Source organism: Actinotalea fermentans (assembly GCF_007991475.1).
In the GTDB taxonomy this organism is placed as follows: domain Bacteria; phylum Actinomycetota; class Actinomycetes; order Actinomycetales; family Cellulomonadaceae; genus Actinotalea; species Actinotalea fermentans.
This window is the reverse complement of sequence record NZ_BJYK01000001.1, coordinates 1,184,101-1,208,589: the sequence shown is the minus strand read 5'-3', so window position 1 is coordinate 1,208,589 and position 24,489 is coordinate 1,184,101. Positions and strand designations below refer to the sequence as shown.

General features: G+C 75.7%; 16 protein-coding genes and 1 pseudogene. 8 read left to right on the top strand and 9 right to left on the bottom strand.

The window, feature by feature from the left end; all coding sequences use genetic code 11:
• Positions 1–6: 6 nt before the first annotated feature.
• From AFE02nite_RS05615 to AFE02nite_RS05600, 4 genes and pseudogenes are all read right to left on the bottom strand, one after another.
• Positions 7–735, bottom strand: a pseudogene (locus tag AFE02nite_RS05615) (ABC transporter ATP-binding protein); the annotation flags it as partial.
• 35 nt (positions 736–770) lie between these two features.
• Complete coding sequence (locus AFE02nite_RS05610) at positions 771–1,877, bottom strand: putative F420-0 ABC transporter permease subunit (protein ID WP_407643071.1); 1,107 nt, start codon at positions 1,875–1,877, stop codon at positions 771–773.
• Positions 1,874–2,950: a putative F420-0 ABC transporter substrate-binding protein gene (locus AFE02nite_RS05605; RefSeq protein WP_052113871.1), complete on the bottom strand. Its 1,077-nt coding sequence runs from the start codon at positions 2,948–2,950 to the stop codon at positions 1,874–1,876. The genes AFE02nite_RS05610 and AFE02nite_RS05605 overlap by 4 nt, the downstream gene beginning before the upstream one ends.
• A 120-nt stretch (positions 2,951–3,070) precedes the next feature.
• Entirely contained in the window at positions 3,071–4,759 is a 1,689-nt protein-coding gene (locus AFE02nite_RS05600; protein ID WP_052113869.1) for a GGDEF domain-containing protein, read from the bottom strand.
• Positions 4,760–4,874: 115 nt separating this feature from the next.
• Between AFE02nite_RS05600 and AFE02nite_RS05595 the strand changes: the two genes are divergently transcribed.
• The 3 genes from AFE02nite_RS05595 to AFE02nite_RS05585 all read left to right on the top strand — a co-directional run bounded on the left by AFE02nite_RS05595 (position 4,875) and on the right by AFE02nite_RS05585 (position 8,164).
• Positions 4,875–5,642, top strand: coding sequence for an SDR family oxidoreductase (locus tag AFE02nite_RS05595; protein ID WP_034247603.1), 768 nt, complete (start codon positions 4,875–4,877; stop codon positions 5,640–5,642).
• A 483-nt stretch (positions 5,643–6,125) separates the two neighbouring features.
• Entirely contained in the window at positions 6,126–6,692 is a 567-nt protein-coding gene (gene ssuE / locus AFE02nite_RS05590; RefSeq protein ID WP_052113867.1) for an NADPH-dependent FMN reductase, read from the top strand.
• 89 nt (positions 6,693–6,781) lie between these two features.
• Positions 6,782–8,164 (top strand): LLM class flavin-dependent oxidoreductase, encoded by a 1,383-nt coding sequence (locus AFE02nite_RS05585; protein WP_034247601.1) that lies wholly within the window; start codon positions 6,782–6,784, stop codon positions 8,162–8,164.
• A 68-nt stretch (positions 8,165–8,232) separates the two neighbouring features.
• On the opposite strand, the gene AFE02nite_RS05580 is transcribed toward AFE02nite_RS05585, so the two are convergent.
• The 4 genes from AFE02nite_RS05580 to AFE02nite_RS05565 form a co-directional block, all read right to left on the bottom strand.
• Entirely contained in the window at positions 8,233–8,988 is a 756-nt protein-coding gene (locus tag AFE02nite_RS05580) for a MerR family transcriptional regulator (protein WP_034247599.1), read from the bottom strand.
• A gap of 44 nt (positions 8,989–9,032) precedes the next feature.
• Positions 9,033–9,710 carry a response regulator gene (locus AFE02nite_RS05575; RefSeq protein WP_034247597.1) on the bottom strand — a complete coding sequence of 226 codons (678 nt, stop codon included), beginning with the start codon at positions 9,708–9,710 and terminating at the stop codon, positions 9,033–9,035.
• Positions 9,707–11,656, bottom strand: coding sequence for a histidine kinase (locus AFE02nite_RS05570; protein WP_146819182.1), 1,950 nt, complete (start codon positions 11,654–11,656; stop codon positions 9,707–9,709). The genes AFE02nite_RS05575 and AFE02nite_RS05570 overlap by 4 nt, the downstream gene beginning before the upstream one ends.
• A 62-nt stretch (positions 11,657–11,718) precedes the next feature.
• Positions 11,719–12,426 carry a hypothetical protein gene (locus tag AFE02nite_RS05565; RefSeq protein ID WP_186814463.1) on the bottom strand — a complete coding sequence of 236 codons (708 nt, stop codon included), beginning with the start codon at positions 12,424–12,426 and terminating at the stop codon, positions 11,719–11,721.
• Positions 12,427–12,837: 411 nt separating this feature from the next.
• Between AFE02nite_RS05565 and ileS the strand changes: the two genes are divergently transcribed.
• On the top strand, positions 12,838–16,170 hold the full coding sequence (gene ileS, locus AFE02nite_RS05555; RefSeq protein WP_034247519.1) for an isoleucine--tRNA ligase: 3,333 nt from the start codon (positions 12,838–12,840) through the stop codon (positions 16,168–16,170).
• 42 nt (positions 16,171–16,212) lie between these two features.
• Here the strand turns inward: ileS and AFE02nite_RS05550 are convergent, their stop codons facing one another.
• Entirely contained in the window at positions 16,213–18,456 is a 2,244-nt protein-coding gene (locus AFE02nite_RS05550; protein ID WP_052113854.1) for a right-handed parallel beta-helix repeat-containing protein, read from the bottom strand.
• 144 nt (positions 18,457–18,600) lie between these two features.
• On the opposite strand from AFE02nite_RS05550, the gene AFE02nite_RS05545 reads away from it, so the two are divergent.
• The 4 genes from AFE02nite_RS05545 to smc are packed head-to-tail and all read left to right on the top strand — an operon-like array spanning position 18,601 to position 24,471.
• Positions 18,601–19,953: a bifunctional folylpolyglutamate synthase/dihydrofolate synthase gene (locus AFE02nite_RS05545; RefSeq protein ID WP_146819181.1), complete on the top strand. Its 1,353-nt coding sequence runs from the start codon at positions 18,601–18,603 to the stop codon at positions 19,951–19,953.
• Positions 19,954–19,956: 3 nt separating this feature from the next.
• Positions 19,957–20,373, top strand: coding sequence for a DUF4233 domain-containing protein (locus AFE02nite_RS05540; protein WP_052113852.1), 417 nt, complete (start codon positions 19,957–19,959; stop codon positions 20,371–20,373).
• 10 nt (positions 20,374–20,383) lie between these two features.
• Positions 20,384–20,842, top strand: coding sequence for a nucleoside-diphosphate kinase (gene ndk, locus AFE02nite_RS05535; protein ID WP_034247513.1), 459 nt, complete (start codon positions 20,384–20,386; stop codon positions 20,840–20,842).
• Between the two features lie 47 nt (positions 20,843–20,889).
• Positions 20,890–24,471, top strand: coding sequence for a chromosome segregation protein SMC (gene smc / locus AFE02nite_RS05530; RefSeq protein WP_146819180.1), 3,582 nt, complete (start codon positions 20,890–20,892; stop codon positions 24,469–24,471).
• Positions 24,472–24,489: the final 18 nt, after the last annotated feature.

The following is a 24,489-nucleotide window of genomic DNA, read 5'->3' as shown; positions in this document are numbered from 1 at the left end:
CCCGCCTCACGACGCCATCAGGACCGGCCGGCCGGTGCGCGGGTGCGTGAGCAGGTCGAAGCGCACGTGGTAGACGGGCTCGAGGACGGCGGGCACCAGGACGTCGGCGACCGGGCCCTCGGCCACGACCCGCCCGGCGTCGACGAGCACCACGTGGTCGCAGGCCGCGGCGGCGAGGTTGAGGTCGTGGAGCGCCGCGACCACGGTGACGTCCGCCGCGGTCAGGCGGCCGAGGAGGCGCAGGAGCTCCTGGCGGGCCCGGACGTCGAGATGGTTCGTGGGCTCGTCGAGCAGGAGCAGGCGCGGCTCCTGGGCGAGCGCCCGCGCGAGGTGCGCGCGCTGTCGCTCGCCCCCGGAGAGGGTCGCCAGGGGCCGCTCGGCGAGCGCGGCCACGCCGGCCGCGTCGAGCGCGACGTCCACGGCGGCGTGGTCGGTCGCCGTGAGCCCGCCCCACCGCGGCAGGTGCGGGGTGCGGCCGAGCTCGACGGCGTCCCGCACCGTCAGGGGCAGGGTGGACGTCGCCTCCTGCTCGACCAGCGCGACGCGGCGTGCGCGCTCGCGGCGGGGCTCGGCCAGCAGGTCGACGCCGTCGAGGCTCGCCCGGCCACCGTCCGGGACGAGCGCGCCCGCGACGACGCGCAGGAGTGTGGACTTCCCGGCGCCGTTCGGCCCGAGCACGCCCGTGAGCAGGCCGCCGGGAGCCGCCGCCGTGAGCCCGTCGAGCACCGGGCGCCCGCCGGCGGACCAGCGCAGCCCGTCCAGCCGCAGGCTCATCCGTCCGCCCCCGCGTGCCGGCTGCGCCACAGCAGGACGGCGAACACGGGCGCCCCGAGGAACGCCGTGACGATGCCGACCGGGAGCTCGCGCGGCTCGAAGGCCGAGCGCGCGGCGGTGTCGGCCCAGACCAGGAACGTCGCGCCGGCCAGGGCCGACAGGGGGAGGAGCCGACGGTGGGCGGCGCCGACGACGAACCGCACCGCGTGCGGCAGCGCCAGGCCGACGAACCCGATGGACCCGCTCACGGCGACCAGTGCCCCGGTGAGGAGGGCGACGACGGTCAGCAGCACCCAGCGCGTGCGCGCGACGTCGATGCCGAGTGCCCCTGCGGCGGTGTCGCCGAACGCGAACGCGTCGAGCGTGCGGCCCTGCAGGGCCAGGCCGGTGCCCAGGACGGCCGTCGCCCCGAGCGCGATCCCGACGGCGGGCCAGCCGGCGCCGGCCAGCGAGCCCATGAGCCACGCCAGGATCTCGCGGTAGGAGTCGCCGGTCGCCGACCAGAAGATCACGAACGAGGTCCCCGCCGAGGCGAGCTGCGCGACCGCGAGCCCCGCGAGCACCGCCCGGCCCGGGGTGATCGCGCCCCCGGCTCCGGCGAGGAAGAGCGAGGCGAGCAGCGCGAGGAGCGCACCGACGAACGCGGCCACCGGGAGCAGCACCCCGGCGCCGAGGACGAGCACGGCGACCGCGCCGAGGGACGCGCCCGACGACAGGCCCAGCAGGTAGGGGTCGGCGAGCGGGTTGCGCGTGAGGCTCTGCATCACCGCGCCGCACACGGCCAGGCCGGCGCCCACCGCGGCAGCGGTCAGCACCCGGGGCAGGCGGAGCTCCCAGACGATGCCGTCGCGCAGCAGCCCCAGCGCCGGCTCCGCGGGCCCGCCGCCCACGAGCGCCGCGAGGTGGTCGCCGATCGAGCGCCACACGTCCAGTGGGGCGAGATCGGCCGGCCCCACGGTCACGGCCAGCGTCACGGACGCCACGAGCAGAGCGGCCGCGACGCCCACGGCGACCGACGTCGGCACGCGCCGCCGGGCGTCGCGGCGCACCGGCGCGCCCGCGCGGGCGGGCGGCGCCGGTGCGCGCTCGAGGACGTCGCTCACCGGCCGGTCAGGTCCAGAGCCGCCAGCTGCGCCGCGAGGTCGACCGTGGCCGGAACGGTGCGCACCCCGGCCTCCGAGCCGGCGAACGGCACGACGAGGTAGCGCTCCTGCTGGACCGCGGTGAGGTTCGCGGTCACGGGGTTCGACGCGAGCAGCTCGCGCTTGGCCTCCGCGGTGTTCCAGGTGGCGTCGACGAGCACGATGACGTCCGGGTCCACGGCCGCGACCTGCTCCCAGCCGAAGGAGGTCCAGGTGTCGGCGACCTCGCCCGCGATGTTGGTCAGCCCGAGCGCGTCCATGACCATCTGCGGGGCGCCGATGCCCGCGCCCACGTAGGGGATGTCGGTGCCCGAGGAGTACCACAGCGCCGTGAGCCCCCGGTCGTCCGGCACGACGCCGGCCAGCGCGTCCTCCTGCTCGGCCACCAGCTCCTCGGCGGCCTCGGGCGCCCCGAGCAGCGCGGCGACCTCGACGATCTCGGCGAACACCGACGCGAAGGTCAGCCGGTCCGGCTGGTAGGCGGGGTCCTTGCACGCCGACGGCGACACGTACGTGGCGACGCCGAGGTCGGCGAGGACCGCCCGGTCGCCGGCGCCCTCGGCGGTGAGGTTCGACTCCCAGCCCGCGTAGACGAGGTCGGGCTCGGTGCCGAGCACCACCTCGGCCGACGGCACGCGGTCCGAGAGCAGCGGGAGGTCGCCGGCGTCCTGCGCCCACTCCTGCGGCACGGGGCCGTCGGGGAACCCGGTCCCGACGATGCGGTCGCCGAGCCCGAGGGCGAGGAGCATCTCGGTCGCGCTGGACTTGATGGTGACGACCCGCTCGGGCGGCGCGTCCACGGTCACGTCGAACCCGCAGTTGTCGACGGTGACGGGGAAGGCGTCGGCGGCGTCGTCGGTGGCGGCGTCGTCGGGGGCGGCGGCGGTCACCCGCGCGTCGGCGGGCTCGTCCGCCGGCCGGGCGTCGGCGCAGCCGCCGAGGAGCGCCAGGGCGACGGCGAGGGGGACGGTCGCGGCTGTCGCGCGCCGGGCGGTGCGCGGGGCCGCAGCGGGCGCAGGGGTGCTGGGGGTCATCGAGGCTCCGGACGGGTCGGGACACGGGGAGGCTCGGTCGGGCCAGCTGCCGACCACGGGTCACGGCCCAGGAACGGACCGGGTGCCGGACCGGGCGTCGGCCGGGGACCCGAGCCCAGCCTAGTCGGCCGCGGCGACGCCCTCCGCAGCCGAGAGCGCCGTCGCGACGCGCACGGCGTTGCGGCCGTCGGCCTTGGCCGCGTAGAGGGCGACGTCCGCGGCGGCGAGCAGCGCCTCCGGCGTGCCGTGCAGGTCGGAGGTGACCACACCGAGGCTGATGGTCAGCCGGTGCCCGGGCATGAGCTCGCCCCAGTCGATGTCCGCGACGGCCCTGCGCATCCGTTCGCACACCAGGACGGCCGTCGCCATCTCCACGTCGGTCAGCACGACGGCGAACTCCTCGCCCCCGTAGCGCGCCGCCAGGTCGTCGCCCCGCAGGGTGCCGCGGAGCTCGGCGGCGAGCCGGACGAGCACCTGGTCGCCGGTCTGGTGCGACCACGTGTCGTTGACGGTCTTGAAGTGGTCGATGTCGAGCAGCGCGACGGCGAAGCGCGCCCGCGTGCTGGTGAGCCGCAGGAGCACGGCGTCGAGCACCCGGCGGTTCGCGAGCCCGGTGAGGGCGTCGTGCGACGCCTCCCACGCCAGGCGGGCGTTGCGTTCCTCGAGCGCCGCCGCCCGACGGCGCTCGGCCTCCGCCGTGCGCTGCGCCCGTTCGACCTCCAGCCGCGAGGACAGCAGCGCCGAGCGGCGCTCGGCCACCGCGTCCGCCAGGCGCACGGTCAGCTCGTGCAGCTCGTGCAGGGCACCGAGGGCGGCGGGCGCGTCGTCGCGGCCCTCGTGCGCGGCCACGAGCGAGCGCAGCAGCTCGACCCGCTCACCCGGTCGGTCGAGCGTCTCGCACAGCGCCAGGCCCGCCTCGACCTCGGCGACGGCCTCGTCGTGACGGCCCGTGAGGACCAGCCAGCGGGCGGCCTCGCGGTGGATGGCCAGCTGCCCGTTGCGCGTCGGGAACCGCTCGACCATCGCGCGCGCGGCCTCGAGGGTCACCCCGGCGGCCGCGAGGTCCCCGGCCAGGATGTGCGCGCCGACGACGGCGAGGCGGGCGTCGATCGCGAAGCGGGTCAGCCCCGCCGCGTCCGCCTCCTCGACCGCCTGCTCGGCGAAGGTCAGGGCGCGGCGCGCGGCCGCCAGGGCGCCGCGCGGGTTCTGCTCGGCGATGCGCCGGCCCGTCACGACGAAGGCGCGCGCCAGGTTGACCTGCGCCACGGCCGCCTGGTCGGTGTCCCCCTCGGCCAGCCACAGGCGCCGGGACTCGCTCAGCACCGCTGCCGCCTCGGGGCCGAACTGGCTCATCCCCGTGTAGACCGTGCCGAGGTGGTTCAGCAGCTCGGCGGTGCCCGCGGCGTCGTCGGCCTCGCGGCGCAGCTCGACCGCGCGCCGCAGCAGGTCGACCGCGTCCTCGACGTGGCCGAGGGCGTGGTGCACGAGGCCCCGGCACACGAGGGCCCGGGACTGCCACACCAGGTCGGACGCCCGCTGGGCCAGGTGTGCCGTCCGCTCGGCGGCGGCGAGCGCGTCCGAGTCGTGGCCGAGGTGCAGGTGCGCGAAGCCGACGTGCAGGCTGATCCGCATCTCGGCGTCGGCCGGGCCCTGCGCGCGGGCGAGCTCGAGGGGACGCTGCGCGCGCACGAGGCAGGCCTGCGGGTCGTGGTCGGCGAGGAAGGCGAGGTCGTCGACGAGCGCGTCCCACTCCGGGGCGTCGTCGTCCGCCGCGCGGAGCGGGCTCCCTGCGCCGTCGACCGTTGTCATGGCCCCCCTGTCAGCGTCGGCTCCTGCCTGGTGATCGGCCGCGCCGCGCCGCTGGTGAGCGGTCGGTGCGCGCGAGCGGCCTACCCTGGCTGCGACACCGTCGAAGGAGCCCGCCATGACCGCCGCCCCCACGTCCGCGCTGCGCGCCGTCGTGACGGGAGCGTCGTCCGGCATCGGGGCGGCGACGGTGCGCCGCCTGCGCGCCGAGGGGTGGGACGTCGTCGCGGCGGCCCGGCGCGGCGACCGCCTGGCCGCGCTCGCGGCGGAGACCGGGGCGGTGCCCGTGACGTGCGACGTCACCTCGGACGACGACGTCGCCCGGCTCGCCGAGGTCGTGGCCGCCCAGGGGGCGGTGCACGCGCTGGTCAACAACGCGGGCGGGGCGCTGGGGCTCGATCCGGTGGCGACCGGGTCGCTGGCCGACTGGCGCGCGATGTACGAGGTGAACGTGCTCGGCGCGCTGCGGACGACGCAGGCGCTGCTGCCGGGGCTGCGGGCGTCGGGGCGCGGCGACGTCGTGCTCCTCACCTCGACGGCCGGGCACGGCACGTACCCCGGCGGCGGCGGGTACGTCGCGGCCAAGCACGCCGAGCGCACGATCGCGGAGACGCTGCGCCTGGAGCTCGTGGGGGAGCCGGTGCGGGTCATCGAGATCGCGCCCGGCATGGTCGCCACCGAGGAGTTCTCGCTCGTGCGGTTCGGCGGCGACGCGGCCCGGGCCGCCGCGACCTACGCCGGGGTCGACGGTCCCCTGACGGCGGACGACGTGGCCGACGCGATCGCGTGGTGCCTGACGCGGCCGCACCACGTCAACATCGACTCGATGGTCATCCGTCCGCGCGCCCAGGCGAGCAACACGGTCGTCGCCCGGCGCGTGTCCTAGGTCCGCGGGCGGCCCGCGTCCTCCGCGCTCCGAGGAGCCCGAGCATGGGACCAACGTCCCAGATGATGGACCGTGCATTCCCGGCGCGTCCACGCGCCTGCCAGAGTCACCCCATGACTTCCGTCCGGCTGCCGTTCGTGCCCTGCGACCTCGTCGCCGCGCGAATGTGCATGCCCGCGGGGGCCTTCGCCGTCTGTCGCTGAGACGACGCGCGCGACGCCCGTCGTCGCCACCTCCTGAGCAGGCGCCTTCGCGCGCCCGGGAGGGTGCAGGCTCCCGCCCCCGCTGACCCGGCCCACGCCCGGTCGCGCCGACGTCCGCGCTGACCTCCGCGCCGACGTCCGTCCGCGACCGCGGCCGGCCCCCTCGCCGCGCGCACCGGCCCGCGGCGCCTCATCGCCTGGCTCCCGCGCGCCCTCGTGCGCCCGCGCCAGGTCCGTCCGAGCACCACCCGTCGCCACACCGTTCGAAAGGGCAGATCGAATGGCCTCAGTCCTCGTCCTCACCGGCAGTCCGTCCGCCGCCTCACGCACCGCCGCGCTCGCGCACCACATCGGCGGCGAGCTGAGCCTCGCGGGGCACGACGTGTCCACCCTGGCGATCCGCACGCTGCCGCCGCAGGCGCTCCTGGCCGCCGACACCGGCGCACCGGAGATCGCCGCGGCGGTCCGTGCCGTCATCGGCGTCGACGCGCTGGTCGTCGCGACGCCGATCTACAAGGCCGCCTACTCGGGCCTGCTCAAGGCCTTCCTCGACCTGCTGCCACAGGCGGCGCTCGCGGGCAAGATCGTGCTCCCGATCGCCACCGGCGGGACGATCGCGCACCTGCTCGCGATCGACTACTCGCTGCGCCCCGTGCTCGCCTCGCTCGGTGCGCGGCACGTCACCGCCGGCCGCTTCGTGCTGGACGTGCACATCGACCACACGTCGGGCGGGCCCGTGCTGGTCGACGACGCCGCCCGCGAGTGCGTGACCCGCACGGCCGCGGCGTTCCGCGAGGCGATCGAGCTCGCCGCGGACGAGGACCGCCGCCTCGTCGCGGCGCCCTGAGCCACGACCTGACTCACGACCTGACTCACGACCCGCGACCTTCACCCGCGACCTTCACCCGCGACCTCCACCCAGACCCAGGAGCAACCATGCCCAAGCAGATCCACGTCAACGCGTTCGAGATGGCCACGCCCGGCCACATCAACCACGGCCTGTGGCGCGTGCCCGGCAACCGCCGCACCGAGTACAAGGACCTCACCTACTGGACGGACCTCGCCAAGGTCCTCGAACGTGGCCTGTTCGACGCCGTCTTCCTCGCCGACGTCGTCGGGACGTACACGACCTACAAGGGCGACCGGCGCGCGGCGCTGCGCGCCGGGATGCAGGTGCCGAACATCGACCCGGCCTTCGTCGTCCCCGCGATGGCGGCCGTCACCGAGCACCTCGGCTTCGCCGTCACGTCCACGACGACGTACGAGCCGCCGTTCGGCCACGCGCGCCGCCTGTCCACCCTGGACCACCTCACGCGCGGTCGGCTCGCCTGGAACATCGTCACCGGGTACCTGCCCGACGCGGCCCTCAACTACGGGCTGAGCGAGCAGATCAAGCACGACGACCGCTACGCGATCGCCGACGAGTACCTCGAGGTCGTCTACCGGCTGCTGGAGTCCTCGTGGGACGACGACGCCGTCGTGCAGGACGCGGAGGCGCTCGTGTACACCGACCCGGACAAGGTCCACGAGATCGGCTTCGAGGGGCAGTACTACCGCGTGGCCGGCCCGCACCTGGCCGAGCCGAGCCCGCAGCGGACGCCCGTCCTGTACCAGGCGGGCACGTCGTCGCGCGGCAAGGGCTTCGCGGCCCGCCACGCCGAGGCCGTGTTCCTGCTGCCGCGCGACGACCAGCAGGCGCGCGAGGAGATTTCCGACCTGCGCCGGCTGGCGGTGGAGGCCGGTCGCGCGCCCGACCACGTGAAGGCGTTCGTCGGCGCGGAGGTCGTCGTCGCGCCGACCCGCGCCGAGGTCGAGGACAAGGTCGCGCTCCTGAAGGAGTACCGCGACGTCGAGGGGCACCTCGTGCTCTTCAGCGGCTGGGCCGGCATCGACCTGTCGGGCGACGACACGGACGCCTACCTCGAGTACAAGGCGGGCGACGCGATGCAGACCTTCGAGCGCATGTGGTCCGAAGGTGCGGACCGCAAGAAGGTCGGCGAGCTCGTCCAGCACCTGTCGGCACCCGAGAACGACAACCGCTTCATCGCCGGGACCCCGGCGGAGGTCGCCGACCGGATCGAGGAGTTCATCGACACGACCGACGCGGACGGGATCAACCTCATCCAGCACCTGTCCCCGGGGACCTTCGCCGACTTCACCGAGCACGTGGTGCCCGAGCTCCAGCGGCGCGGTCGCTACCGGACCGCGTACACGCCGGGGGAGACCCTGCGCGAGCGGCTCTTCGGCGCCGGCCACGCGCGCGCCCTGCCGGACCACCCTGCGGCCCAGTACGCGCGCGCAGCCGCGACCGTCGGCTGACCGGTCGGCCACCGGGGCCGCCCCCGCAGGGGGTGGGCGGCCCCGGTGGCCCGGGCGGTCGGGCCCCGTCAGGCGGAGCGCTCGACCCAGACGCGCAGGGCGTCCCGCACGAGCGTGGCGCCCGGCTCCCCGCCGTAGTTCGCCGCGAACCGCGGGTCGGCCACGTACATGTCGGCCAGGCCCAGCACGTAGCCCTTGTCGGGGGCGCCGGTGCCGTACCCGGGCGTGCCCGGGATCGACGCGAGCCACGCGGCGTGCCGACGGGCGACGTCCTGAGCCTCGTCGGAGTCCGGTGCGACGCCGGCAGCGGCCAGCGCCGCCCACGCCTGCGCGATGGCGGCGGTGCGCTCCTGCCACGAGCGGCGCTCGTCGTCGGACATGCCACGCCACCACCGGTCGCCCGTGGCGTACGCGTCCGCGCCCCAGCGCTGCTCGACCTCCGCCTGGTACTGCGTGTGGTCGAACCCGTCGAACATCTCCTCGGCCACGATCGGGCCTCCCGTCTCCAGCGTGTCGATCGTCCGGGCGACCGACGCGGCCATCCGCGTCAGCCGTCGCTGCTCGGTCTGCAGCGCAGCGAGGTGACGGCGCAGGGCGGCCAGGCGGTCGCGCTCGCCGTCCAGGACGGCCCGCACCTCGGCGAGCGGCATCCCCAGCGAGCGCAGGACGAGCGCCTCCTGCAGGCGCACCAGCGCGTCGTCGTCGTAGTACCGGGTGCCCCCGGCCCCGACCTCCGTCGCCGGCAGCACGCCCACGGCCTCGTAGTGCCGCAGGGTGCGGCTGGTCGTCCCGCTCGCGCGGGCGACCTCCTGGATCGAGTGCATGCCGTCACCTCCTCTCCGGACGCTGACGACCGTACGAGTTGACGTTACGTCAACCGCAAGTCTCCCGGGTTCGCGCCTGAGCCCAGGCCCTCGGCGCGCGCGAGGACGACGGCGGCGGCGCGGTCGCGTGCGCCGAGCTTCGCCAGGACCGTACCGACGGTGTTGCGCACGGTCTTCTCGCTGAGCGACAGGCGCCGGGCGATGCCCGCGGTGTCGTGCCCGGCCGCGAGGTGGTCGAGCACCTCGCGCTCACGGTCGGTGAGCTGGGGGAAGGGCAGGCGGACCGACGTGCGCCCGCCGAGCACGTAGGCCATGGCGCGATCGGCCACGGCGGGGGACAGGATCATCTCGCCCGCGGCGACGGCGCGGACGGCGCGTTCGACCTGGTCGGGGGAGGCGGACTTCACCAGGAAGCCGCGCGCCCCGGCCCGGATGGCGGCGACGACGGCGTCGTCGTCCTCGTGCATGCTGACGACGAGGACCGCGACGCCGGGGCGATCGCGCGTCACGTCGCGCGTCACGTCGACGCCGGACCCGTCCTGCAGGTCGAGGTCCATCAGCACGACGTCGGCGGCCGGTCCGCCGGGTCCCAGGAGCGCCCGGGCCTCGGCGGCGCTGGCGGCCTGGCCCGTCACCTCCACGCCCGGCAGCGACCCGAGCAGGGCGACCATCCCGATCCGGAAGACCGGGTGGTCGTCGACCACGACGGCGCGGATGCTCATGCGACCGCCCCGACGGCCGTCGTGGCGGGCAGCACCGCGCGCACGCGCGTGCCCGGCCGCAGGGCGGTGATCTCGAGCGTCCCGCCGCGCTCGGCCGCGCGCTCGTGCATCGTCCGGGTGCCCACGCCGGGCGGCGCGTCGGGCGCGACGCCTCGCCCGGCGTCCTCGCACACGACCTCGAGTCCCTCGGTCGAGCGCCGGACCGTGAGGGTGCACCCGGCGGCGCCGGAGTGCCGCGCGGCGTTGAGGACGGCCTCGGCCGCGATGCCGTACGCGGCGGCGGCCTCCGGTCCGACCAGCCCGTCGCAGCCGTGCGCCTCGACGCTGACCGTGAAGCCCTCGGTCGCGTGCCGCTGGACCAGCTCGCTCAGGGCCGCGGCGAGGCCCAGCTCGTCGAGCGCAGGGGGGAGGAGGCTGCGGGAGAGGGACCGCACGTCGTCGACGCGCAGCTGGGCCTCGTCGGCGAGCGCCGCGACGAGGGCCCGCGCCGCGGCGGGGTCGGCCGACCAGAGGTTGAGCGCGCCCTGCAGGCCCAGGCGCAGCCCGCTCAGCCACGGACCGAGACCGTCGTGGATCTCGCGGCGGATGAGCCGACGCTCGGCCAGCCGGGCGAGCGTCGCGGCGTCGTGGGCGCGGCGCTGCTCGTGCGCCGCGTGCGCGAGCGCGATGCCGGCCGCGAGCACCGGGAGCAGGTGGTCGAGGGCCTGCCTGCTGCGCGCGTCGAGACGTTCCCCGGGCCGCGCCGTCCAGGTCAGCTCCCCGACGCGCCGCCCGGCGTGCAGGACGGGCAGGGTCTCGGCCGCAGCCGTGGCCAGCCCCCAGGAGGCGTCGACGGCCAGCGGCGGCGCCGTCCGCAGGACGACCGACTCGAGCCGGAGGGACTCCCCGACGCTCCGGGCGAGCCCGGCGAGCAGGTCGTCGGCCGAGCCGGCGCCGGCGAGTTCCCGCCCGACCCGCAACGCGGCGCGGCCCGGGTCGGCCGCCTCGCCGTAGACGAGCGTGCGCACCCGGCCCTCCAGGTGCGCGCGTGTCGGCCCGAGGGCCAGCGCCATGCCGACGGCCGCCACGAGCTGGGGGACGAGCCCGCCGCCGACCAGCAGCGTCGCGGCCGCCGCGAGGGCGGCGTAGACCGCCGCCATGCCGAGCGTGGTGAGGCCGGCCAGGGTCGCGCGGCTCACGACGAGGTCGATGCCCCACAGCCGGTTCCGTAGCACGCAGACGAGGATCGCCGCGGGGTAGAGCGCCTGCGTGGCGAGGTGGCTGATCGGCACGGCGAGCACCAGGTCCGGGGTGGACTCGACCAGCAGGAGGGGGACGAAGGAGAGGGCCAGGACGCCCGCGCCCGCCGTGAGCAGGCCGAGCCCGCGCCGCTCGGCGACCGGTCCGCGCCGCCACCGGTACGCGGTGGCGGCGGCGCTGACGAGCCCGACCGCGACCACGGCCACCAGCGGCGCGTCCGCGCGTGACGCGGGGGCCAGGAGGCCGGCCGCCGGCAGCCACACCGCGGTGCCGGCGCCGAGCAGCACGCCGACGCGCGCGGCGGTCGGGAGCGGGTGGTCGCGCACGAGCCAGGGCACCACCGTGAAGAGCGCGACCGTCCCGGGCATCCAGGCCCAGCCGTAGAGCTCGGCCACGCCGTCGAGCGCCGGCAGGTCCGGGTGCGCCGCCGCGTAGGCGCCCCACCCGCCGCCGGTCGCGGACAGGCCGCCGCCCAGCCCGGCCAGCGCGACGAGGAAGCCGACCGCGTGCCGCCGTCGGGCGAGCACGACGGCACCGACGGTGCCGTAGACGATCGCGACGGTGACGTCGACCAGCAGGAAGAGGACGTTCGCGTCGGCGATCCCCGCGCCGGAGGCCAGGTGCAGCACGAGGCCGAGCAGCCCGAGGAACCACGCCACGCCGCCGAGGACGAGGGCGGTGCGCGGCAGCCCGACCGTGATCGACACCGCGCCACAGTAGGCGGCGGCCCCGGGCGGAGGGAATGCCCCGCCCGGGGCCAGTTCATTGCTCACCGACGACGGTCGCCGAGGAGGAAGCCCAGGGCGACGACGACCAGCCACACGGGCGCCACCATGCCCGCCAGGTACTGGAACGGCGAGACGCCGGTGAGGACGGTCAGTCCGCCCAGCAGCAGGCTCACGACGGCGATCCAGCGCGGCACGGCCCGGTGCCGCAGGCCGGCGACGGCGACCGCGAGCGCGCTCACGCCGGCGCCGAGCCAGAGCCACGGGATGGTGGCCACCCAGTCGGAGTAGAAGGAGCCGGACGTGTTCACCAGCTCGGGGGTGCCGAGGGCGAACATGAACTGGGTGTCCAGGCCGCCGCCGAGCAGCGCCGCCGCGGAGGTGAGCAGGAGTCCGCCCGAGGCCACGGCCGGGAGCAGGCTGCCCGCCGGGGTACCGGCACGCAGGCGACGGCCGAAGCCGGCGGCGGCGACGAGCAGCAGCACGGTGCACAGCGCCGTGGCGGTGTGGAAGACGAGCAGCGTCGGCACCCGCTCGGCGAGGTCGGCGACGATCGCGTCGGGGTCTCCGGCGACCTCCGTCCAGTTCACCGAGAGGGCCATGGACGCCTGGATGGACACGATGCCGGTCAGGCCGGCGAGCAGGGCGGTCGCCGCCCAGGCGCGCGACGGGGTGTCGGCGCCGGGGGCGGGCGCCGTGGCGGGCTGCCGGCTCGCCGCGGGTGCGGTGGGGCCGGTCGTCGTCGTGGTCATTCGTCCTCCCGAGGGTCGGGCGGCCGGGGGTGGCCGCCGTGGTCCCGGCGAGCCTCTCCGCGGCGGCGTCCCGGGCACCAGGGCGCGGCGCCCGGGACACCGGGCAGCTCGTGGAAGGGCGTCCACGCCCGGGCCGGGTACCATCGTGGGCACAGGCGAGGACCCGGCCATCACCGGTGAGCCTCCGGAAGAACGGGCACGCGAGCCGCCTCCAGCGGCCGAGGGCCTCAGTAGAACCGGACGGGTGGGCCCGTGACAGCCCACGAGAGCGGTCTCCGCAGGACCGGTACGCACCCGCGAGGGGCGTGGTGGTGCTGCGGCGGCAAGCGAGGTGGTACCGCGGTGGCCCATCGTTCGGTGGGACGTCGTCCTCGCACTGCACGTAGCCGCCAGGACCCAGGAGCCCCCTCGATGGTCTACCCCCTGCACCGACGCTCGACCGACCCCCAGGCGGCCGTTCCCGCGTCGCCCGACCTGCCCGCGCTCGAGAAGGACGTCCTCGCGCACTGGGACACGGACGGGACGTTCCAGGCGTCGATCGACGCCCGGCCGGCCGGCGAGAACGGCAGCAACGAGTTCGTCTTCTACGACGGGCCGCCGTTCGCCAACGGCCTGCCGCACTACGGGCACCTGCTCACCGGCTACGCCAAGGACGTCGTCCCGCGCTACCGCACGATGCGCGGCCAGCGCGTCGAGCGGCGGTTCGGCTGGGACACCCACGGCCTGCCCGCCGAGCTCGAGGCCGAGCGCATCCTCGGGATCACCGACAAGTCGCAGATCGACGCCATGGGCGTCGACGCGTTCAACGCCGCGTGCCGCGAGTCGGTGCTGCGGTACACGAACGAGTGGCGCGAGTACGTGACCCGGCAGGCGCGCTGGGTCGACTTCGACAACGACTACAAGACCCTCGACCTGCCCTTCATGGAGTCGGTCATCTGGGGCTTCAAGCAGCTCTACGACAAGGGCCTGGTCTACGAGGGCTACCGCGTCCTGCCCTACTGCTGGCGCGACGAGACGCCGCTGTCCAACCACGAGCTGCGGATGGACGACGACGTCTACGCGACGCGGCAGGACCCGGCCGTGACCGTGGGCGTGCGGATCGAGACCGGCGAGCTCTTGCTCATCTGGACGACCACCCCCTGGACGCTGCCCTCGAACCAGGCGATCGCCGTCGGGCCCGAGATCGAGTACGTGCGCGTGTGCCCGGCCCGTGGCTCGGCGCTGGAGGGCGAGGTCGTGATCCTCGCCCAGGCACGCCTGGCCGCCTACGAGCGCGAGCTCGGCGCGCCCGGGGACGAGGACGGCGCGCTGGCGGTCCTGAGCGATCGCGAGGGGCGGACGTCGTTCCCCGGCAGCGAGCTCGCGGGGCTGCGCTACACCCCGCCGTTCGGGTACTTCGTCGGTCGCAACGGGGACCACCGGATCCTGCCCGCCGACTTCGTCACGACGGAGGACGGCACCGGCGTCGTGCACCTCGCGCCCGCCTTCGGCGAGGACGACATGGCCGCGTGCGCGGCCGCGGGGATCACCCCGGTCGTGCCGGTGGACAGCAAGGGCCGGTTCACCGCGGAGGTGCCCGACTACGCCGGCCTGCAGGTCTTCGAGGCCAACCCGCGCATCGTGAGCGACCTCAAGCACGGCACGGGCCCCCTCGAGCACGTCGCCGCGCCCCAGCGGGTGCGCCTGGTCCGGCACGAGACGTACGAGCACTCCTACCCGCACTGCTGGCGCTGCCGGAACCCGCTGATCTACCGCGCGGTGTCGAGCTGGTTCGTGCGCGTGACCGCGTTCCGCGACCGCATGGTGGAGCTGAACCAGCAGATCACCTGGGTGCCCGAGCACATCAAGGACGGCCAGTTCGGCAAGTGGCTCGAGGGCGCGCGCGACTGGTCGATCTCGCGCAACCGCTACTGGGGCACGCCCATCCCGGTGTGGATGAGCGACGACCCGGCGTACCCGCGGATCGACGTGTACGGCTCGGTCGCGGAGCTCGAGCGCGACTTCGGCGTGCCCGTGACCGACCTGCACCGGCCGTTCATCGACACGCTCACGCGGCCGAACCCGGACGACCCGCGGCCCGAGGGCGAGCGGTCCACGATGCGCCGCATCCCCGACATCCTCGACGTCTGGTTCGACTCCGGCTCGATGCCGTTCGCGCAGGTGCACTACCCGTTCGAGAACACCGACTGGTTCGAGAACCACTACCCGGGCGACTTCATCGTCGAGTACATCGGCCAGACGCGCGGCTGGTTCTACACGCTGCACGTCCTCGCCACGGCGATCTTCGACCGGCCGGCCTTCCGCACCGTCATGTGCCACGGCATCGTGCTGGGCGACGACGGGCGCAAGGCGAGCAAGAGCCTGCGCAACTTCCCCGACCCGGTGGCGATGTGGGACGTGTACGGCTCCGACGCCGTGCGCTGGTCGCTGATGTCCTCCCCGATCCTGCGCGGTGGCAACCTCGTCGTCGTCGAGGAGGGCATCCGCGAGGGCGTGCGCCAGGTGCTGCTGCCGCTGTGGAGCACCTACTACTTCCTGTCGCTGTACGCGGACGCCGCGCGTGGTGGGGAGGGCTACCTCGCCCAGCCGGTGACGGCGGACCGGGTCGCCGGCCTGCCGCCGATGGACCGGTACCTGCTCGCGAGCACCCGCGAGCTGGCCGTCCGCGTGACGTCCCAGATGGACGCCTACGACATCGCGGGGGCGTGCGAGTCGGTGCGGCTGCACCTGGACCTGCTGACCAACTGGTACGTGCGCACGCAGCGGCAGCGGTTCTGGGACGAGGACGTCGACGCGTTCGACACCCTCTGGACGGCGCTCGAGGCGCTGCTGCGCGTCATGGCGCCGCTCGCGCCGCTGGTCACCGAGGAGATCTGGCGCGGCCTGACCGGCGGGCGCAGCGTGCACCTGACCGACTGGCCCGTGCGCGACGCCGAGCCCCGGACGGTGTACGGGTCCGCGGACTCGTGGCACCTGGACGTCGTCGGCGTCGAGACCGAGCCCGCGCTCGTCGCCGACGGCGCGCTGGTCGCCGCCATGAACGGGGTGCGCGACGTCGTCTCGGCGGCCCTCGGCCTGCGCAAGGCGCACGGCCTGCGGGTGCGCCAGCCGCTGCGCGAGCTGGCCGTCGCGGTGCCCGAGCCCGGCCGGCTCACCCCGTACGTCCCGCTGATCGCGGCCGAGCTCAACATCAAGCACGTGACGCTCGTGGACCTGGCGGACGTGAGCATGGCCGAGCTCGGCGTCGCGAACCGGCTGTCGGTGAACGCCCGGGCCGCAGGCCCGCGCCTCGGGCGGGCCGTCCAGGACGTCATCCGCGCTGCGAAGGCCGGGGCCTGGAGCCAGGGCCCGGACGGCGTCGTCGTGCAGACCGAGGCCGGCGCGGTCGCGCTGGTGGACGGCGAGTACGAGGTCACCACGGTGGTGGCCGAGGACGCGCCGCAGGGCCAAGTCGCCGCGGTCCTCCCGGGCGACGGCGTCATCCTGCTGGACACCTCGCTCGACGAGGCCCTGCTCGCCGAGGGCTACGCGCGCGACGTCGTGCGCGCCGTGCAGGACGAGCGCAAGGCTGCGGGCCTGCAGGTCTCCGACCGGATCGCCCTGAGCCTGCGCGTGCCGGCCGACGCGGTGGCCGCCATCGAGGCGCACCGCGAGCTGGTCGCGGCCGAGACGCTCGCGCTCGACCTCACGATCGAGGCCGCGGACGTCGCCGAGCCCGAGGTCACCGTCCGCCGGCTGGGCTGACCCGGCGCCGCGCGGACCCGGCCGCCCTGGTCCGGGGCTTCGTCACTCGATGACGGAGCCCCGGATCACCGGCAGGGACGACGTGCCCAGGTAGAACAGGCTGCGGTACGGGTGGGTGTAGAAGCTCTGGCCCGTGTTCCCGGTGATCGTGGCGTGGTCGATCGTGAGGGTGCCGGTGCGGCTGTTGCTCACGTAGAAGATGCCCGGCCCGCCTTCCGGCGCGACGTTCCCCGTGATCGTCGTGTCCTGGACCAGGACGTTCTGCCACGTGCCGTCGAAGTAGACCGCGCCGCCGTTCCCGCCGTTCCCGTTCGACGCACCGGAGCCGGTCGCGGTGTTCGCGGTGAACACCGAGTCGGTGATGACCATCGGCGCGTGCAGGCTCGACAGGGCCCCGCCGTTGGCGCCGCGGTTGCCGGTGAAGGTGCTCCCGATGATCGTCGCGGGGTTGTTCTGGCCGAAGACGCGCACCGCGCCGCCGCCCCAGTCCGAGTGGGCCGCCACGGTGCGGTTGTCGCGGAAGACCACGTCCTCCAGGGTGAGCGTGCCCGCGCGCATCGCGATGGCCCCGCCGCCGCCGACGTCGGCGAGGCCCGGTGGCGGGCCCTGCGCGTTGCCGTCCGCGAACGTGATGTTCCGGAACGTGACGCTCGGACGGCTGTCGTTCTGGCACGCGCTCGAGAGCCAGCCGAAGCTCTCCTGGCACGCGTTCGCGTAGAAGATGCCGCGCGCGCCGCCGCCGCTGAGCGTGACGAGTCCGCCGCCGTCGACCGTCAGCTGGGACACGGGGGTCCCGCCCTGCCACGGGTGGCGGCACGTGTCGGTGTTGCAGGTGACCAGCGTCTGGTCGACGACGATCGTCACCGGGGCCGGCCCGCACGAGAAGGCGACGTACCCGCCGTCGCGCACCGCTGCCGCCAGCGCCGCCGACGTGCAGGACGCGGGCGTGCCCGTGCCGACGACCGTCGTGCCGGTCGGGTACACCACCGGGGGCAGGGCGGCGACGTCGGTCAGGTAGCCGACGACGTCGACCACCACGTGCGCGGAGCTGCCGCGGAACTGGTCGTTGTAGAGCGACACGCGGCCGCCGTCGCCGACGGCCGCCACGACGAGGTTCGCGATGTCGCCGCCCGGGACGTAGTTCAGCGTGGCGATCGGCGGCGGCCCGGACCAGGCGCGCCGGTACGGGGCGACGGCGAGGTTGCCGACGCCCGTCGGGACCACGCCGACGACGGACAGCACCACCGCGCCGGCGTCGCCGGGCACCGGGCCGCCCGGCGGCAGGGTGACGTCCTGCCGTTGACCCGCGATGAGCGACGACGTCGCGCGCGTGTCGAGGAGGCGGGTCGGTGTGACGGGCACGAAGGCCGAGCCGTCGACGGTCCAGCCGACGACGTCGAGCACGACCCGCACCCGGTTGCCCGGTGCGGTGTCCGACCAGTAGGAGAGGGCGCCGCCGGGGGACAGCTGGACGATCGCGGCCGTGGAGCGGTCGCCGGCCACCGGGTAGTTCAGGCTCGCCGTCGGCGGCACCGGCGTGCCCGCCGCGAACAGTCGCAGGTGCCCCGCGGAGGTCGACCCGGCGACGGCGACGTTCACGATGACGGCGGTGGCGCCGGCCGGCACGCCGGCCGCCGGGACGCCGGTCACCTGGACGGTGTGGACCTGCCGCGACGTCACGGAGGAGACGTCGTGCAGCCGTGCCGGCGTGCGCAGCGTGATCCCCGAGCCGGCCCGCAGGTAGCCGACGGCGTCGATGACGATGCCCGCGCGGGCGCCCCGCACGAAGTAGCACACCCGGCCGTTCGGCGGGAGGTCGACCAGCGCCGCGTTCGAGATGTCGGCACCCGGCTGGAAGTTCACGGTCGCCGCCACCGGGGCGGCCGTCTGACCCGTGCCGTCCACGTCCGGGTAGACCACGACGTGCCCGGGGCCCGCCGGCTGCACCGAGGCGACGTTGAGCGCGACGCCATCGGCGCCGGCCGGGATGCCGGTCGCGGCGCCGGTCATCTGGACGCACGTGGGCGTGCCCGCCGTCACGCCGGAGCGCATGTCGTGCACGCGGACCGGGTTGATGGGCACGTAGGCGGCCTCGTCGGGCGGCACGGCCGCGGGTGCGGCGGCCTGGACGGCGGGCGGCGTCGTCGCCCTGGTGGTGAGAGCGGCGGAGCTCGCCGGCATCGTCGCCGGCACCGTCGCCGGCTCGCCGGCGGCACCGCCGGCGCTCGCGGCGGTCAGCAGCGCGAGAGTGGCAGCGGCAACGGCGATGGTGCGGGCCCCCGGCATGCGTGAACTATCGCCGCGTGCAGCTGGGTGCGGCAAGGCCCGCCACAATGGGTCCATGAGATCGTCCACCCCTGGCTGCACCCCCCGGCACGCGCCCGCGCCCTCCCGCGTCGGCCGTACCTCCCGCGCCGAGGGCGGCCGGCCGTGAGCCTGCCCGGGCCGGACGCGCTGGCGGAGGTGTACGCCGGCATCCTCGAGCGGGCGCCGGAGCACGACTTCGAGCCGACGCTCGACCGGGTGCGCGAGGTCTGCTCGCTGCTGGGCGACCCGCAGCTGGCGTACCGCGTGGTGCACGTGACGGGCACGAACGGCAAGACGTCCACCAGCCGGATGGCCGAGCGGCTCCTGCGCGAGCACGGCCTGCGCACCGGGCGCTTCACGAGCCCGCACCTGACGAGCGTCACCGAGCGCATCGCCATCGACGGCGAGCCGATCAGCGCCGAGCGGTTCGTCGAGGTCTGGCAGGACGTCGCCCCGTACGTGCACATGGTCGACCAGCGGTCGCTCGCCGCGGGCGGGCCGCGGCTCAGCTTCTTCGAGGTGCTCACCGTGATGGCGTTCGCGGCGTTCGCGGACGCGCCCGTGGACGTCGCCGTCGTCGAGGTCGGCCTCGGCGGCACGTGGGACGCCACCAACGTGGTCGAGGCGGAGGTCGCGGTCATCGCCCCCGTCGCCAAGGACCACGAGGCGTGGCTGGGTCACGCGCTCGCCGACATCGCGGGGGAGAAGGCGGGCATCGTCAAGGACGGCGCGACGCTCGTCCTCGCCGACCAGGACGACGACGCCGAGGGCGTCATCCTCGCGACGGCGGCCGAGCGCGGCGCCCGGGTGCTGCGCGAGGGCGTCGAGCTGGAGATCCTGGACCGCCAGGTGGCCGTCGGTGGCCAGCTGCTCACCCTGCGCACCGTCGGCGGCGTGTACGCCGACGTGTTCCTCCCGCTGCACGGCCCGCACCAGGCGCACAACGCGCTCCTCGCGCTCGCGGCCACCGAGGTGCTGCTCAAGGGCGTCGGGACCCTCGACGGCGGCGTCGTCGAGGCCGCCTTCGCGGACGTCGACTCGCCGGGCCGGCTCGAGCTGGTGCGGTCGTCGCCCACGGTGATCGTCGACGCCGCGCACAACCCCGCGGGGGCGCAGGCCCTGGCGGACGCGCTCGAGGACGGCTTCGCGTTCGAGCGGCTCGTCGGCGTCGTCGGAATCCTCGCGGACAAGGACGCCGAGCACATCCTGTCCGTGCTCGAGCCGGTGCTCGACGAGGTCGTCGTGACCGCGTCCTCCTCGGCGCGGGCCCTGCCGGCCGACGAGCTGGCCGCGGTCGCGGTGGACGTGTTCGGCGAGGAGCGCGTGCACCTGGTCGAGCGCCTCGACGACGCGATCACGCGCGCCGCGGACCTCGCCGAGGGTGGCGTGGACGGCTCGCCCACCGGTGCCGGCGTCCTGGTGACCGGCTCGATCACGCTGGTGGCCGAGGCCCGGATCCTCCTCGGGAAGGGCTGAGCGGTGGGCGACCCGGACGGCGCGCGCCCGCCGCGCCGCGCACGCTCGGCGCGGCGGCAGTTCGCCGCGACGATGCTCACCCTCGAGGCGTTCGTCGTCCTGTTCGCCGCGCTCGTCGCGTACGGCCTGCAGGTGGCCGAACCCGCCCGCGTGTGGCTCGTCGGTGGCGCCCTGGTGCTCTCGCTGCTGCTCGCCGCGGGCACGCTCGGGCGGCCGGGCGGCTACGTCGTGGGCACCGTGCTGCAGCTCGCGGTCGTGGCGGCGGGCCTCGCGGTCCCGATGATGTACGTCGTCGGCGGTGTGTTCGCGGCCCTGTGGGTCGCCTCGCTGCGGCTCGGCGCGCGGATCGACCGCGAGCGGGCGGAGCGCGAGCGGGCGGCCGGGCGCGAGCCGGCGGACCAGGGGCCGGACGGCCGCTAAGGTGACGGCCATGTCTGCCGCCACGTCCGCCGCCGCCCCGGCCGCGCCCGCCGTCGAGCGCACCCTGGTCCTGGTCAAGCCCGACGGCGTCCGCCGCGGTCTCGTCGGTGAGGTGCTGCGCCGCCTGGAGGCCAAGGGCTACACGCTCGTGGCCCTCGACCTGCGCGTGCCCGACGCCGAGCTGCTGCGGGCGCACTACGCCGAGCACGAGGGCAAGCCGTTCTTCGGTCCGCTCGTGGAGTTCATGGGCTCGGGGCCGGTCGCCGCCGTGGTCGTCGAGGGCCAGCGGGTCATCGAGGCGTTCCGCGCGATGGCGGGCGCGACCGACCCGACAGCCGCCGCCCCGGGCACGATCCGCGGCGACCTCGGCCGGGACTGGGGAACGGCCGCGACGCAGAACATCGTGCACGGCTCGGACTCGCCCGCCTCGGCGCAGCGCGAGATCGCCCTCTGGTTCCCGCACCTGTGAGCGAGCGCCTCCCCGGCCGCCGCCCGCGCACCTCCTAGGCTCGACCCGTGCACCTGAGGACGCTCACGCTGAGGGGCTTCAAGTCCTTCGCGTCCGCGACGACGCTGCACCTCGAGCCGGGGATCACGTGCGTCGTCGGACCGAACGGCTCGGGCAAGTCCAACGTCGTCGACGCGCTCGCCTGGGTGATGGGCGAGCAGGGGGCGAAGTCCCTGCGCGGCGGGACGATGGAGGACGTCATCTTCGCCGGCACGGCCGGGCGGCCGCCGCTGGGCCGCGCCGAGGTCGCCCTGACCATCGACAACACCGACGGCGTGCTGCCGATCGAGTACTCCGAGGTCACGATCTCCCGGACCCTGTTCCGCAGCGGCGGGTCCGAGTACGCGATCAACGGCACCCCGTGCCGGCTGCTCGACATCCAGGAGCTGCTGTCCGACACGGGCATGGGCCGGGAGATGCACGTCATCGTCGGCCAGGGCCAGCTCGACGCCGTGCTGCGCGCCACGCCCGAGGACCGGCGCGGGTTCATCGAGGAGGCCGCGGGCATCCTCAAGCACCGGCGGCGCAAGGAGAAGGCGCTCCGCAAGCTCGAGGCGATGCAGGTCAACCTCACGCGCCTGTCGGACCTCACCGCGGAGATCCGCCGCCAGCTGGGCCCGCTCGGCCGCCAGGCGGAGGTCGCGCGCAAGGCGGCCACGATCCAGGTGGACCTGCGGGACGCCAAGGCGCGCCTGCTGGCGGACGACCTGGCGCAGCTCACCGCGACGCTCCAGCAGGAGATCGCCGACGAGACGGCGCTGCGGATGCGGCGCGAGGAGGTCGAGACGGCGCTGGCCGCGGCGCGGGCCGACCTCGCCCGCCTCGAGGCCGAGGCCGCCGCCGCGGCGCCGCTCCTCGCGGAGGCGGGGGAGACCTGGTACCGGCTGTCGTCGGCCCGCGAGCGGCTGCGCGGGACGGCCACGCTCGCGGCCGAGCGCGTGCGCCTGCTCGGCAGCGCCGACGACGACGCCGCGCCGTCCGGGCCCGACCCGGACGACCTCGAGGCCCAGGCCGCGCGCGCCCGCGAGTCGGAGGCGGACCTGCGAGCGGAGGCCGAGCTGGCCCGGGGCGCCGTCGAGCGGGCCACCGCGGCCCGCGAGGAGACCGAGCGCCGCGTCCGCGAGACCGAGCGGGTGGTGGCCGACCTGCACCGCGCCGTCGCCGACCGGCGGGAGGGCCTGGCACGACTCGCGGGCGACGTGGCCGCCCGGCGCAGCCGCGTCGAGTCCACCGAGGCGGAGATCGGCCGCTTGCGCGAGACACTCGCGGAGGCCGAGCGGCGGGGCCACGAGGCGACCGTCGCGTTCGCGGCGCTCGAGTCGCAGGTCGCGGGCGCGGAGGAGGGCGAGGAGGGCCTCGACGCCGAGCACGAGGCGGCGGCCGAGGCGCTCGAGCGCGCGAGTGCCGCCCTCACGGAGCTGCGCGAGGCCGAGCGGACGGCGGAGCGCGACCGGGCGACCTGGCAGGCCCGGGTCGACGCGCTCGAGCTCAGCCTCGTGCGCAAGGACGGCGCGGGCGCGCTGCTCGCGGGCAGCGAGCCGGTGCTCGGCTCGGTGGCCGCCCTCATCGACGTCGAGGCGGGCTACGAGGACGCCATCGCCGTCGCCCTCGGCGCGATGGCCGACGCCGTCGCCGTGGAGAGCGTGGACGTGGCCGTGGACGCCCTGCGGCGCCTGCGCGACGACGACGCGGGCCGCGCGAGCGTGCTGGTCGCCACCGGGGGCGCCGCGCCGGGACCGCAGACGCCGCAGGACCTGCCGGCCGGCGCCGTCGCGGCCGCGAGCCTCGTGCACGCGCCCGGCGGGGTGGGTGCGGCGGTCGCCGCCCTGCTCGCAGGCGTCGTCGTGGTGGACGACCTGGCCCACGCGCGCGCGCTCGTCGCGGCGCGCCCGGAGCTGGTCGCGGTCACGCGGGGCGGGGACCTCCTCGGTGCGCTGCGGGCCGTCGGAGGCTCGGCGGGCGCGCCGAGCACCCTCGAGCTGCAGGCCGCGCTGGACGACGCCAAGGCGAAGGTCGCCGAGGCCACGGCGACGGGGGAGCGGACCCGGTTCGCGGTCGTCGCGGCGCAGCGGGCCGAGGCGGAGGCGCGTGAGGCCTACGAGACGACGCTCGACCGCCTGCACGAGTCCGACGCCGCGCTCGCGGCGGTCGCGGAGCAGCTGGGGCACCTGGGCTCGGCGGCCCGCGCAGCGCGCGGCGAGGCGGACCGCGCGCGCACCGCGCTCGAGCAGGCGACGGGGCGCCTCGAGGGTGACCTCGCGGCCCTCGCAGAGCTGACCGAGCGCCTCACCCAGGCCCAGGCGGACCCCGCGGAGTCCGACGCGCGGATCGAGGCCGCCACGGCCGATCGGGACGAGGCCGCCGCGGGCGCGACCGCCGCGCGCGCCGCCGAGACGGAGGCGCGGCTCGCGCTGCGCACGCTCGAGGAGCGGGTCCGGGCGCTCGCGGGGCGCGCGCAGTCGCTCGAGGCCGCCGCGCGGGCGGAGCGCCAGGCTCGTGAGCGGGCCGCCGACCGGGCCCGGCAACGGGCCGTGCAGGCCGCGCGGGCGCGGGCCGTCCGCACGGGTGCCGAGTACGCGCTGGACGTCGTCGAGGTCTCCCTGCGGCGGGCCCACGAGGCGCGCGAGGCGGCCGAGGCCGGCCGCGCCGAGCGGGACGCGCGCCTGGCGCAGGTGCGCGCCGGCGTGGACGCCGCAGCGACCGAGCTGGCCAAGCTCACCGACGTCGCGCACCGCGACGAGCTCGCCCGGTCCCAGCAGCAGCTGCGCGTGGAGCAGCTGCAGGAGCGCGCGATCGAGGAGCTGGGCCTGGACCCGCAGGTGCTCGTCGACGAGTACGGACCCGACCGGCCGGTGCCCCTGACGGGCGACGCGGCGGAGACCGACGGCGAGGACGGGCCGCGCACCGTGCCCTACGTGCGCGCGGAGCAGGAGAAGCGGCTGCGGGCGGCGGAGCGCAACCTCGCCCTGCTCGGGCGCGTCAATCCCCTGGCGCTCGAGGAGTTCGCGGCGCTCGAGGAGCGGCACGCCTTCCTCGCCGAGCAGCTCGCGGACCTGAAGAAGTCCCGCGCCGACCTCATGGAGATCGTCCGGGAGATCGACGAGCGGGTCGAGCAGGTGTTCGTCGAGGCCTACCGCGACACCGCGGAGCAGTTCGAGCAGGTCTTCGCGCGCCTCTTCCCGGGCGGTGAGGGCCGGCTGCTCCTGACGGACCCGGACAACATGCTCACGACCGGTGTGGAGGTCGAGGCGCGGCCGGCGGGCAAGAAGGTCAAGCGGCTCTCGCTCCTGTCCGGTGGCGAGCGGTCGCTCACGGCCGTCGCGCTGCTCGTCGCCATCTTCCGCGCGCGCCCCAGCCCCTTCTACGTCATGGACGAGGTCGAGGCGGCGCTCGACGACACGAACCTCGGCCGGCTGCTCGAGATCTTCCGGGAGCTGCGCCAGGACAGCCAGCTCATCGTCGTCACGCACCAGAAGCGGACCATGGAGATCGCCGACGCCCTGTACGGGGTGACGATGCGCGGCGACGGCGTCACGACGGTCATCAGCCAGCGCCTGCGCGAGGACGAGGACGCGGACGCGACCGCCTGAGCCGGTTCTGGGACGGGC

Bases quoted from the DNA above. Each gene is read 5' to 3' on its own strand.
- AFE02nite_RS05605 (WP_052113871.1), bottom strand. From the start codon at position 2,950: ATGACCCCCAGCACCCCTGCGCCCGCTGCGGCCCCGCGCACCGCCCGG.
- AFE02nite_RS05600 (WP_052113869.1), bottom strand. From the start codon at position 4,759: ATGACAACGGTCGACGGCGCAGGGAGCCCGCTCCGCGCGGCGGACGAC.
- AFE02nite_RS05595 (WP_034247603.1), top strand. From the start codon at position 4,875: ATGACCGCCGCCCCCACGTCCGCGCTGCGCGCCGTCGTGACGGGAGCG.
- ssuE (WP_052113867.1), top strand. From the start codon at position 6,126: ATGGCCTCAGTCCTCGTCCTCACCGGCAGTCCGTCCGCCGCCTCACGC.
- AFE02nite_RS05585 (WP_034247601.1), top strand. From the start codon at position 6,782: ATGCCCAAGCAGATCCACGTCAACGCGTTCGAGATGGCCACGCCCGGC.
- AFE02nite_RS05580 (WP_034247599.1), bottom strand. From the start codon at position 8,988: ATGCACTCGATCCAGGAGGTCGCCCGCGCGAGCGGGACGACCAGCCGC.
- AFE02nite_RS05575 (WP_034247597.1), bottom strand. From the start codon at position 9,710: ATGAGCATCCGCGCCGTCGTGGTCGACGACCACCCGGTCTTCCGGATC.
- AFE02nite_RS05565 (WP_186814463.1), bottom strand. From the start codon at position 12,426: ATGACCACGACGACGACCGGCCCCACCGCACCCGCGGCGAGCCGGCAG.
- ileS (WP_034247519.1), top strand. From the start codon at position 12,838: ATGGTCTACCCCCTGCACCGACGCTCGACCGACCCCCAGGCGGCCGTT.
- AFE02nite_RS05550 (WP_052113854.1), bottom strand. From the start codon at position 18,456: ATGCCGGGGGCCCGCACCATCGCCGTTGCCGCTGCCACTCTCGCGCTG.
- ndk (WP_034247513.1), top strand. From the start codon at position 20,384: ATGTCTGCCGCCACGTCCGCCGCCGCCCCGGCCGCGCCCGCCGTCGAG.